General features: G+C 67.2%; 8 protein-coding genes and 1 riboswitch. Of the genes, 2 read left to right on the forward strand and 6 right to left on the reverse strand.

The genetic code is table 11. From position 1 onward, the window contains the following. Positions 1–2 precede the first annotated feature (2 nt). A complete protein-coding gene (locus tag C1922_RS00935; protein ID WP_108748067.1) occupies positions 3–2183 on the reverse strand; it encodes a TonB-dependent siderophore receptor in 2181 nt (726 codons plus the stop codon). Between the two features lie 72 nt (positions 2184–2255). Next, positions 2256–2351: riboswitch (TPP riboswitch) on the reverse strand. Between the two features lie 133 nt (positions 2352–2484). Beyond that, positions 2485–3612 carry a phosphotransferase gene (locus C1922_RS00940; RefSeq protein WP_108748068.1) on the reverse strand — a complete coding sequence of 376 codons (1128 nt, stop codon included), beginning with the start codon at positions 3610–3612 and terminating at the stop codon, positions 2485–2487. Positions 3613–3769: 157 nt separating this feature from the next. Between C1922_RS00940 and C1922_RS00945 the strand changes: the two genes are divergently transcribed. Beyond that, complete coding sequence (locus C1922_RS00945) at positions 3770–4870, forward strand: hypothetical protein (RefSeq protein WP_234413424.1); 1101 nt, start codon at positions 3770–3772, stop codon at positions 4868–4870. Between the two features lie 62 nt (positions 4871–4932). Next, positions 4933–6906, forward strand: a complete 1974-nt coding sequence (gene betT / locus C1922_RS00950) for a choline BCCT transporter BetT (RefSeq protein ID WP_108748069.1) — start codon at positions 4933–4935, stop codon at positions 6904–6906. A 55-nt stretch (positions 6907–6961) separates the two neighbouring features. On the opposite strand, the gene C1922_RS00955 is transcribed toward betT, so the two are convergent. The 4 genes from C1922_RS00955 to C1922_RS00970 all read right to left on the reverse strand — a co-directional run bounded on the left by C1922_RS00955 (position 6962) and on the right by C1922_RS00970 (position 11486). Beyond that, positions 6962–7324 carry a glycine zipper 2TM domain-containing protein gene (locus C1922_RS00955; RefSeq protein WP_108748070.1) on the reverse strand — a complete coding sequence of 121 codons (363 nt, stop codon included), beginning with the start codon at positions 7322–7324 and terminating at the stop codon, positions 6962–6964. Between the two features lie 279 nt (positions 7325–7603). After that, positions 7604–9601, reverse strand: coding sequence for an XVIPCD domain-containing protein (locus C1922_RS00960; RefSeq protein WP_108748071.1), 1998 nt, complete (start codon positions 9599–9601; stop codon positions 7604–7606). A gap of 104 nt (positions 9602–9705) precedes the next feature. Beyond that, positions 9706–10488: a hypothetical protein gene (locus tag C1922_RS00965; RefSeq protein ID WP_108748072.1), complete on the reverse strand. Its 783-nt coding sequence runs from the start codon at positions 10486–10488 to the stop codon at positions 9706–9708. Between the two features lie 359 nt (positions 10489–10847). Further along, on the reverse strand, positions 10848–11486 hold the full coding sequence (locus C1922_RS00970) for a response regulator transcription factor (RefSeq protein WP_108748073.1): 639 nt from the start codon (positions 11484–11486) through the stop codon (positions 10848–10850). Positions 11487–11531: the final 45 nt, after the last annotated feature.

The raw sequence follows: 11531 nt of genomic DNA on the forward strand, positions 1-11531 counted from the left end.
GTTCACAGCGCGAACGTCACCGACAGGCGCGCCTGCCGCGGCGCACCGGGGAACAGGTAATAGTCACCGGCGCTGCTGCCAGTGTCGCGCCAGTAGAAGCGGTTGAACACGTTGTCGACCGACAGGTTCCAGGTGACCGCACGTTCGTGCAGGCGATGCTGGAAGCGCAGGCCGGCATCGAACACCGAATAGTCCGGCGCACGCACCGCGCCATCGGCACGCGCCACGTTGGCCGATGCGTAGCGCCAGCCGCCGGTCACCTGCAGGCCCTGCACGAACGGCAGCGCGTACGCCAGGTGCACGCTGGCGCGCACCTTCGGCACGTTCACCAGCTGGTGGCCTTCATAGGCCGGCGTACCGGCATCGCGTGCGCGTGCGCGCAGCACGCTGGCGCTGGCCACCACGTGCAGTGCATCGGTCAGCTGGCCGTTGGCGGTCAGCTCCAGGCCGGTGTGGGTCTGCTGGCCTTGCTGCACGAAGGTGAAGCCCACGTCGCTGTCGTCCGGTTTGGCGTACTGGTAGGGCTGGCTGATGCGGAACACCGCCGCGCCCACGCTCAGCGCCTCGTTCGGCGCGTACTTCACGCCCGCTTCCAGCTGGCGCGATTCCACCGCCGGCAGGAAGGTGTCGGCGTTGCTGGTCCAGAACGGCGCTTCCTGCCCCAGCGAAATGCCGCGCACGTAACTGGCGTAGGCGTTCAGCTGATCGGTCGCCTTCCACACCAGTGCGGTCTGCGGCAGGAAGCGCGACAGGCGGCTGTGCCGCTGCGGGTTGCCGCGCTTGTCGTAGGCGCGCTCGTCCAGGCGCACGTAGCGGCCACCGGCCAGCCACTGCCAGTCGTCGCCGAAGCTGAGCCGGTCCAGTGCGAAGAAGGCGTGCTGGCGGCTGTCCAGGCGCCCTGCGGACGGGCCCGGCTGCAGTGGCGAGGGGTCGAACACCGGCACCTGGCCGTCGTGGTAGTTGGTGGTGCCCACGTACTCGTTCACGCTGGGGCGACGGTCCACGGTGCGGCGGTAGGTCTCGCCGCCCAGGGTCAGCTCATGGCCCACACTGCCGGTGCTGAAGCGCCCGCGCAGCTCGGCACGTGCCTGCTGGTTGCGGCGGGTGTCGTCGGGGCTGCGGTAATCGTAGACATCGTAATCGCCATTGGGCGCGAAGTAGTTGCCCGGCACGCTGCCGTCGGCGCACTGCGCGGCGTAGTAGCAGCCGTAGGCGAAGGCCACGTTGTCATCGATCACCGTGCGGCTGTGGCCCAACGCCACGCGCGACTGCCAGCTGCTGCTGAAATCGTAAGTGTGCTGCACGGTGATGTTGGTGCTGGCGATGCCCACCGGCATCTGCCACGGCTGGTAGCCCAGCAGGTGGTCACGGTCCACGCCGCGCGGCAGTTCGCTGGCACCCAGCAGCTGGTAGCCCGATGCCGAGCGCTGCGAACTGGTCTGGTAGTTGGCATCCACTTCCAGCTTGCCGCGTTCGCCGATCAGCCAGTCGGCGGCCAGCGAGTAGAAGTTGCGGCGGCCATCGAGGTGTTCGATATACGAATCGCTGGCATCCCAGGCGGCATTGAAGCGCACGCCGAAGCGCGGGGTCAGCCAGTGGCCCACGTCCACGGCGGCGTAGCGCGAGCCTTCCGAATCGGTGCCCAGGGTGACCGTGCGCACTTCGGCCGGGCGCTTGCCCACGTAGTTGATGATGCCGCCCGGGGCCATCACGCCGGCAGCCAGGCCGGCTTCGCCCTTCAGGATTTCCACCGATTCCACGTTCTCCAGCGCCAGCCGCTGTTCGCCGGCCATCGACAGACCGTTGAAGCGGTAGCCGGTGGCGGCGTCCAGCGCGAAGCCGCGAATGGCCACGTTCTGGTAGTAGCCGACCGGCGCGTAGGCATCACCCAGCGAAGCGTCGTTGCTGGCCAGTTCGGACAGCGAACGCACCTGGCGCTGTTCCAGGTAGCTGCGGTCGAGCACGTTCACCGATGCCGGGGTGTCCTTCCAGCTGCCGCCGCCGAAGGCATTGGCGCGCGAACTGGCAGAGGCGGGCTTGCCGGCCTGCACGCGCACGGCGGCCAGATCAGTGGGCGAACGATCGGAGGTGTCGGCGGCATCGGTGGCGGCCTCGCTGGCATGCAGCGGCAGGGCGGCACACAGGGCCAGGGCGAGCAGGGTGGGGCGCAGGCAGCGGTTCATTCGGTTCGTCTTCTGACAGCAAGGGAGACGAAGCGACGGCGCACGGACGCACGGGCCCAGGGAACGGGGGTGCGACAGCTGCTCAAAGCTCCCTACGCCGGTGCAAACCGGATCAGGTTCCAAGGGACTCTCTCAGCCTGGCAGATCCAGGCACCCCCGCTTCAGGTGACCATTTCACTACAAACCGTACGGATTTGCGAGTCCGGGAACGGGGCAGGGGGGGCCGGGGCTGGGGGGCAGAGTATGGAGGGGTCAGATCCCTTTCCGCAGGAAAGGGCTCTGACCCCAGGCTTGTAGGCCGCTATGCCGCAGCGTGCAGCGCCTGCAGCAGGCCTTGCCCGGCCTCGGTATGGAACCAGGCCGGGTGGCCCAGCATGAACGGCTGCCAGGCCACGTCGGCATTGGCGGTGGAGCCGGTGATGCCTTCGAAGTACTCCACTTCGGACAGTGCGAAGTCGAAATGCACCATCGGCAGCAGGTCGGCCAGCAGGTGCACGCGCTCGGCCGACAGCGTCAGTATCTGCCGGTAGCCGGCCAGCAGGGCCAAGGCGATATCGGGGCGCACCGCGTCGGCGCCGCGCTGCAGCTCCAGCCAGGCCACCGCATTGCGCTCGATGGCCGTGGCCAGGTCGAACAGCGCGCTGGTGGGCGAGGCCAGGCCGAAATCCAGCACGGTGGCGATCTGCCCGTCGCTGGCCCACAGCAGGTTGGAGACGTGCCAGTCGTTGTGCGCCCACAGCGGCGGTTCGTGCTGCAGCTTCTCGGCCAGGCCGGCATGCCAGGGCAGCACGTGCTCGCGCAGCTGCGCCTGCCAGGGAATGCGCGCCAGGTAGCGGGCCAGGCCCGGGCGATCAGGCAGGCTGGCCTGCAGCGCCGCGATGGGATCGTGTGCGCGGATCAGATCGTCGCGTGCCACCAGGATATGGGTATCGCGCTGCGGCGCCTGGTAATCGGCCGCGGCACGGTGCAGCCGGGCCAGCATGCGGCCGGCTTCCTGCGCCTGTGCGATGTCGGTCAGCAGGGACCACGAAGGTGCATCGCGATAGAGGTCCACGCCGGCGCCCACTGCGTGCAGTTCGTAGGTCCAGGGGCCCTGCTCCAGGGCGGTCTGCCCGTTGTCTGCAGCAAGCACCTGCACCACCGGTACATCACGCGCCGCCAGATGGGCGATGAAACGGTGTTCTTCCTGCAGCACGGCGGCACTGCGCACGCTGTGGTGGTGGCGTTTGATGAAAACGGCGCCGTGTTCGCCGCGCGCGATCGCTGCGGCCGAGAGCGGGCGCGGGCTGTGCCATTGCAACGTGGCAGTAGGGCCGAGCTGCGTGTAGCGCTGCCCCAACCAGGCCATGTCCTGCGCGGAAATCGCCGGCCAGTCGGCCGCGACCTCGTCGTTGTTCAGGCCCTGCACGCGGTGGGAGGTATCGGTCATGGTGGCGCGTTCGCAGATCGGTTGGGCAGCAGCACAGCACGCTCATGGTACCGCCCGTGCTGCATTCCTGCGCTGGCCCGGTGAACGGGGCGAACACCCGCGCTGGTTACACTGGCAGGCTTCGATTCTGAAAACAGGGAGGCACCGGGACGCAATCGTGCGATGTTTTTTCTCTATTTTTCTTGGCGCACTGGCGTGTGCATCGGCCGGCCAGGCGCTGGCACAGCCCCATGGCGCAGACGCGGAACCGTGGTTCGACGCAGGCGGCGCCGTCCGCTTCAACCATGGGTGGCTGGACTACGGCCCCACCAGCGGGCTGCAGCTGGAGTTGCTGCGTGCCGACATCGATGCCGGTGCCGGGCCGTGGTTCTTCTCGGCGCAGTACCGCTGGTATGACGGCTTCGATGCGGTCCACCACGCCTATGCAGGCTGGCAGTTCAACGAAGACACCGATCTGCGTGCGGGTATCCAGCAGGTGCCGTTCGGCCTGCTGCCTACGGCTTCGCAGAGTTTCTGGTTCGGCGCTGGCTACTACCTGGGCATCGAGGATGACTACGATCCCGGCCTGGTGCTGCAGCATCGCAGCGGCCACCACCTGTGGCACGTCGGCTGGTTTGCCGGCGATGAGTACGGCGACGCGGCGCGCTACGACCGCTACTCGTTCGATGTGGCACGCACGCCGGAGCTGCCCTATCGCGAGCGCGACCGGGTAAACCTGCGTTACGAGCATGACCGTGACTGGCACGGTGGAACCCTGCTGCTGGGTGCCTCGGCATTCAGCGGTTCGGTGCAGAACGTGGAAACGCGCCGCCATCATGATCACCACGGCATGGCCGTGCATGCGCAATGGGCGCGCGATGGCTGGACCACGCAGCTGCAGTGGGCGCGCTATCACTACGGTGTACCGGGCTCGACCATTGCGTTGTCGGCTTTCCAGGCACCGTTCAAAATTGCACGCAAGGCCGATGTGCCCAGCGTCAACGTGGCCTATTCGTTCGGCGAACAGCGTTGGCTGGATGACATCACCTGCTACAACAACCTGAGCATGACCCGCCCGCTGCAGGTGCCGCGCGGCGTGCGCGACTCGTGGCAGAACGTCACCGGCTGCAGCCTGGGCAAGGGCATGATGCTGACCTACATCGACTGGATCGCCGGAAAGAACATGTGGTTCGCTGGCGGCGATGGCATCGGTCTGGACCCGCAAGGGCCCTCACGCTGGCACTCACGCCTGAACCTCAATATCGGTTTCTACTTCTAGGACGCCCCTCCTCGCGGTCCGCCGCGTATTCCCTTCACGCATTTCCGTTCACGGAGGACGACATGCCGAGCTCCGCTCCGCACCCCACCCCCGTCAGGCAGCGCATCCTGCCGCAGGTATTCATTCCCACCGCGGCGATCGTCATCGCCCTGCTGGCCCTGGCCATCTTCGCGCCGGAACTGGCCACGCACTGGTTCACCGCCGCCAAGAACTGGACCGCCAACGATGCGGGCTGGTTCACCATCCTGGCCGTCGCCGGCTTCCTGGTGTTCGTGGTGGGCGTGGCCGTCAGTGGCTACGGCCGCATCAAGCTGGGCCCCGACCACAGTCGCCCCGACTACAGCTACGCCTCATGGTTCGCGATGCTGTTTGCCGCGGGCATGGGCATCGGCCTGATGTTCTTCGGCGTGGCTGAACCGATCATGCACTACGCCACCCCGCCCACCGGCACGCCCGAATCGGCCGCGGCGGCGCGCCAGGCCATGCGCATCACCTTCTTCCACTGGGGCGTGCATGCGTGGGCGATTTACGCGGTGGTGGCGCTGGCACTGGCGTACTTCGGCTTCCGCCACAACCTGCCGCTGCGCGTGCGCTCGGCGCTGTACCCGCTCATCGGTGAACGCATCCACGGGCCGATCGGCCACACCGTGGATACCTTCGCCGCGCTGGGCACCATCTTCGGCCTGGCCACCTCGCTGGGGCTGGGCGTGATGCAGATCAACTCGGGCCTGAACTACCTGTTCGGGCTGGAAGTGAGCACGCTGGTACAGGTGGTGCTGATCGCCGTCATCACCCTGGTGGCCACCGGTTCGGTGGTGGCGGGCCTGGACAGCGGCGTGCGCAGGTTGTCGGAATTGAACATGATCCTGGCAGCGGCACTGCTGGCCTTCGTGCTGGTCTGCGGGCCCACCGTGCACCTGTTGCAGGTGCTGGTGCAGAACACCGGCATGTACGTGTCGCAGCTGTTCTCGATGACCTTCAACCTGTACGCCTACGAGCCCACCGGCTGGCTGGGCGGCTGGACGCTGTTCTATTGGGGCTGGTGGATCGCCTGGTCGCCGTTCGTGGGCATGTTCATCGCGCGCATCTCGCGTGGTCGCACCGTGCGCGAATTCGTGGTGGGCGTGCTGCTGGTGCCGCTGGGCTTCACGTTCCTGTGGATGACCATCTATGGCAACACCGCGTTGTTCATGGTGCGCGCCGAGGGCGTACAGGAACTGGTGCAGGCAGTGTCCACGGACAGTTCCGTTGCGCTGTTCGAATTCCTGCGCCACCTGCCGTGGACGCTGGCCAGTTCGTGCCTGGCGGTGCTGCTGGTGGGCCTGTTCTTTGTCACCTCGGCCGATTCGGGAGCACTGGTGATCGACATGCTCACCTCCAAGGGCGAGGAGGAATCTCCGCTGTGGCAGCGCATTTTCTGGGCGTTGCTGGTGGGCGCGCTGGCGGTGGCGCTGTTGTTTGCCGGTGGCCTGGAATCACTGCAGGCGGCCACGATCGCCAGCGCGTTCCCCTTCACCCTGGTAATGATTCTGATGTGCTGGGGCCTGCTGAAGGCGATGCACCTGGATGCCACCAAGCGCTCGATCATCCGTGACGCGCGCATCCTGCTGGGCACCAGTGATGACTGGCGCGCGCGCCTGCGGCTGCTGGCGCACAACCCGGTGCAGGCCGAGGTGCTGCGCTTCATCGACCAGCAGGTGATGCCGGCCCTGCAGGACGTGGCCGGTGAGCTGCGGCGGCAGGAGCTGGAGGTCGACGTGACCCTGGGCGAGGACGGCCGCGCCTGGCTGCAGGTCGGCCATGGCCAGGAGATGGACTTCTTCTATTCGGTGCGGCCGCAGCCGTACGAGCCGCCCAGCTTCACCCTGCAGGACCCGCGCCGCGCCGCCAAGGCCGGGCGCTACTTCCGCGCCGAGGTCTACCTGCGCGAGGGCGGGCAGGACTATGACGTGATGGGCTGGACCCGCGTGCAGCTGATCCACGATGTGCTGGACCAGTACGCCCGCCACCGGCAGTTCCTGGACCACGTGCGCTGAACAGCAGAACGCCGGCCGTTACTGCGGCCGGCGTTCCGGGTGTTGCCAGGTGTACTTACCAGCCGCGGTGGCGACCGCGGTCGTGACGGTAGCGGCGATCGTCGTGGCGGTAGTAGCGGCGGTCGTGGCCGCGGTCATGGCCGTAGCGACGGTCATAGCGGCGATCGTAACGACGATCATCGTGGCGGTCCTTGGTGGTCAGGTTGCCGATGGCACCACCGGCCACGGCACCGCCCACGGTGGCGGTCGGGTCGCCGTTGGAGATCAGGTGACCGGCCACGCCGCCCACTACGGCACCCACCACGGTGCGCTTGTCCTTGCGTGACAGGGCGCTGGCATCGCCGACCACGGCCAAGCCGGCCAGCAGCGCCAGGGCGAGGCCGAGGCTGCGGAAGCTGAGTGAGGACGTATTGAACATGTTCGGGTCTCCAGTTGGGGGCATGCCACGCGGGGCAGGGAAGGCGCCAGGGCGCCGTGGCTGCCGCAGGTACCACGCTGGGCTTCGGACATTGCCGGAACATTGCGTGGGCCACCCGGTCGGCGTGCGCATTCATCTAGCGTCATGCGCCATGAAGCCCGCCTGAAAGCAGAAAGCTGAACAGCAGGGTCGGAGCCCGTCCGGCGGACGGGATCCGACCCCAGTGTCAGATCCCTTTCCGCAGGAAAGGGCTCTGACCCACCGTCGGCAACACCGGCCTCAGTGCCCCATCGCGCGCTGGTTCTGGCGCACCTGTTCCTGCTGCTGATCGTCCTGCTGCTGCAGCACGTTCGGTGCGCCCTGCACTGCACCGCTGCTCAGGGCCACGCTCTGTTCGCTGGCGGCCTTGGCATCGACCGAGGCGCGCACGGCGGCCGGGTCGCCCATCGCGCCCTGCACGGCAAACAGGCGCTCACCGTTCATGCTGGGCACCACCGAATCGATGCGCTGCAGACCGGCGGCATGGGCGTCGCGGGTGAGCGTGGCAGCGGTGGCTTCCAGTGCGTGGCGGTCCTTGAACGTACCCGGCGGCAACTGCTCCAGACCGTGCACGGCCTGGTTGTACATCGGGTTGCGCGGGTGGCGTTCGTCGTTCAGAAGCGGGCGTTCGCGCGCATCGTTGATGGCATCGAGCGTCTTCGGGCCGATGATGCCGTCCACGGCCAGGCCATTGTCCTTCTGGAACTCACGCACGGCCGCTTCGGTGTTGCGGCCGAACTTGCCATCCTCGAACAGCGGCTTGCCGTCGGCGCCCACGTAGCCCAGGTGACCCAGCTGTTCCTGCGCCTTGCGCACGCCTTCGCTGTGGTCGCCATTGCGGTGGATCTCGCTGCGCGGCGCGCTGGCGGCGGCCTGCGCAGGTGCTTCCTTGCCCTGTTCGTGCTGCTGGGTCTGGCTGCGGTTTTCCAGCAGGTCGCGCGCCTTGTGCAGCGGGTCGGAGGCGAACAGCTTCCAGTTCGGGTGGTTTTCCACCTGCTTCAGGTAGTCCTCCACCGGCATGGTGTGCACGCCCAGCTTGCCGGTGGACTGGCTGATCAGCAGCTTGTCGGTGTTGGGGTCGCGCACCACCATCACGATGTGGTCGATGCCGTTCCAGTGCTCGTGCTTGGTCTTGGCCGTGTCCAGGCCGATCACCATGCCTTCCTGCAGCGCGCCCGGCTTCAGGATGTCGTCGCGCTGCAGCAGCACGCCCGAATCCTTGTAGGCCTGCTGCACGATGCCGCCGGAACCGGCGAAGCCCAGCTTGATCTTGTCGGCATCGCCATAGACGGCGTGGCCGGCCTTCTGGTTGATCTCGTCCTGGGTCTTGTTCAGCATCGTGCCGACCCAGCCGGAGCAGTCCACGTAGCCCTGGTCCACGTTCTTGCCGGTGATGCCGTTGCCACGGTAGTACTGGCTGGAGGCGATGTTGATCGCGTACTTCACATCGTCGTACTTCACGCCGGCCTCGTAGGCGGCGGTCAGGGCGATGCCCGGCTTGTCCTGGTTGGCCGCCGCTGCTGCCGACACGGTGGCGGCGGTGGGCGCCGGCACGGTCTGGGTCGGGCCCGCGGCGGCCTGCACCGGTGTGCTGCGCGCCGGCGCATCGGCGCTGATGGCGGCGATGTTCTTTTCCGGAATGCTGATGCCGTCGTACTTGCGGTCGTAGTACTGGGCGAAGGTGCTGGCCAGGTCCTTGTCGTTCATCGTGCGCATTTCCGCACGGGTGTGGCCGGTCAGCGCTTCGATGTCGCTGCCGATCTGGCCCATGATGCGCGGGCGCATGTCGATCGGGTTGCCGTGGCCATCACGCACCACGCCGAAGGTGCCGGTGGCGATGGCGGTCTGGATGGAGCCGTAACCGGCCGCACCCTGCTGGTGGGCCAGGTAGAGGTCCAGGCCGGTGGGCGATGCTTCGCCGGACAGGTAGGGGTGGCCGGTGCGCGCGTGGCGCTTTTCCATGTCGGCCAGGTTGCGCTGGAACATGTCCGCGGCCGCTTCGGTGTTGCGGGTCGGGTCGTACTCGTGGCCACTCAGGCCGTACTGGCGCGCCGACGACGGCAGGAACTGGAACAGCCCCTTGGCGTCGGTGCGGCTGTTGTGCGCGCGCTCGTCGAACTGGCCGCCGGTCTCGATATGGGCAAAGCGCAGGAAGTCTTCGCTGGGAATGCCCTTGCGCTGGGCCACCTGTTCGATGATGTCGAGAACTTCCTGTCTGCTGTAGTCACGTTGTGCCATGACGTTTTCCTCTGGGGTTGATGGAGCGGCCTGTGCCGCGTTACGCCAACCGGACTCATCCATGAGTCATCAACATGTCGGTCAACAGGTACTGCGTGTAAGGGTTACTGCGCGACGTAGGCCTTGCGGGCGGCGTCGTAGTGGTAGCGGCGTGCATCGCCGGCACCCAGCGCACGGGTCTGCCCCGGTTCATCGATGGTGGTGCCGGTGGCGGCCACGGTGATGGCCGGCAGATCGCTGCCTGGCACGGCGCTGAAGCTGAGCGTGCCCTGGTTGCTGATGCACGGCATCACCGCGCCGTCGTCGCAGGCGGCCGAATTGTCTTCGCCGGTGTTCACCGTGCCGGCACTGGCCCAGACCTGGCCATCTTCGGACGTCTCGTAGTCCGGGTTGAACACCAGGATCTCGTAGCCTTCCACGCTGGTGCCGTTGCTGAAGCTGCGGGTGGGCACGGCCAGCACCAGCTTGCCGGCGGCGGTACGGTGTTCGACCGGCTTGCGCTTGCCGTCCACGTCCGGGGCGGTGCCATAGGCGCCGATCGCACCGATCCACGGCTCCACGCCCTTCAACACCCAGGGGCGGTCGGGCTTGTCACCGCTCAGGGTGAAGGTGGCTTCGGACAGGGTGACGCGGCTTTCCGGGCCCACGTCGTCTTCGCCGGGCTTGCCGAACTTCTGCGGCGTGTTCCAGGCAAAGCCGGTGTAGTAACGGGTGCCGGCCACTTCGTAGCTGTGGCCGAACCAGAAGGTCGCCACGGCGCCATTGGCCACTTCATAGGAGACGGCGCCGTCGCCGTCCACCTGGTAGATGAAGTACAGCACGCTGCCGGCATCGGGCGGGGTAGCAACGGCGGCGGGGGCCGCAGCGGCGGTGGCGGAGTTCTGCATGGGGGCAACTTCCTGTCGTGGCGCGGCGGCGCCCTGGGGTGACGCGGTCGAGGTCGAAGGAGTGCAGGCGCTGGCCAGCAGCGAAACGGCCAGGCCAGCCAACGCCATGCGCAATCGCGGGCGGGCGGAAGCCGGGACGTATCGGGGGGAATGGGTCATGCGCCTCTCCATGGTGTGCGGGCGTCGGGCCGGATGGCCAACGCAGAATGCGCGCCGCCCGCATTCGGGCAGCGTGGTGAGGGGCCGGTCGATTCCTTCGACCTCGCATGGGAGAGCCCATCGGCGCGGATCATGGCACAGCTGTGGCGTCGATCACAGTGTCAGCACGGGGTGGTCACCGTGAAACCGTGAAGCAGTTCTCAGATTTTGCCGTCGCGCAGGTAGTCGAACAGTTCGGCGTCGCCCTTCAGCCCGAGCTTCAGCATGGCATCGCCTTTCTGCCGGCTGATGGTGCTGACGCTCTTGTGCAGCTGCAGCGAGATCTCCTTCACGGTCATGCCGGTGCCGAGCAGGCGCAGCACTTCCACTTCCCGCGGCGACAGCGGCTTGCCGTCGCCTTCGCGCATGCGCCAGCTGCCGGCCTCTTCCACACGCTCGCGCAGGCTGCGGCTGATGTAGGACTGGCCGCGGTAGACCGCCTGGATCGCCTGCGGCAGCTCTTCCATGGACGAGCTCTTGTCCACCAGGCCGAGCACGCCGCTGTCCAGCACCATGCGCAGGATGGCCAGGTTGTTGGACACGCTGAGCAGCAGCACCGGCAGATCGGGATAGCGGCGGCGGATCATGCCGATCATCGCGAACCCATCGGCCTGGGCGCTGCCGGGCATGGAATAGTCGGTGACCAGCAGGTCGCAGGGCTGGCTGGCCAGCAGTGCGATCAGGGCCTGGGCATTGTCGGCTTCGCCAACCACCCGGCCCACGCCGCTGGATTCGATGACCGCGCGGGTTCCGATGCGGACCACGGGGTGATCGTCTGCGATGATGATGCGCAAGGTCATGCTCTAGTATGGCCTTCGGGCAGTGCCGGCCGCGAGCAGCGCGGT

Origin of the sequence: Stenotrophomonas sp. ZAC14D2_NAIMI4_7 (genome assembly GCF_003086675.1) — a bacterium.
Taxonomy (GTDB): Bacteria; Pseudomonadota; Gammaproteobacteria; order Xanthomonadales; family Xanthomonadaceae; genus Stenotrophomonas.

What these genes read in the sequence shown, in the direction of transcription:
- C1922_RS00940 (WP_108748068.1), bottom strand. Translation starts at nt 3,612, where the DNA reads ATGACCGATACCTCCCACCGCGTGCAGGGCCTGAACAACGACGAGGTC.
- C1922_RS00935 (WP_108748067.1), bottom strand. Translation starts at nt 2,183, where the DNA reads ATGAACCGCTGCCTGCGCCCCACCCTGCTCGCCCTGGCCCTGTGTGCC.
- C1922_RS00955 (WP_108748070.1), bottom strand. Translation starts at nt 7,324, where the DNA reads ATGTTCAATACGTCCTCACTCAGCTTCCGCAGCCTCGGCCTCGCCCTG.
- C1922_RS00960 (WP_108748071.1), bottom strand. Translation starts at nt 9,601, where the DNA reads ATGGCACAACGTGACTACAGCAGACAGGAAGTTCTCGACATCATCGAA.
- betT (WP_108748069.1), top strand. Translation starts at nt 4,933, where the DNA reads ATGCCGAGCTCCGCTCCGCACCCCACCCCCGTCAGGCAGCGCATCCTG.
- C1922_RS00970 (WP_108748073.1), bottom strand. Translation starts at nt 11,486, where the DNA reads ATGACCTTGCGCATCATCATCGCAGACGATCACCCCGTGGTCCGCATC.
- C1922_RS00965 (WP_108748072.1), bottom strand. Translation starts at nt 10,488, where the DNA reads ATGCAGAACTCCGCCACCGCCGCTGCGGCCCCCGCCGCCGTTGCTACC.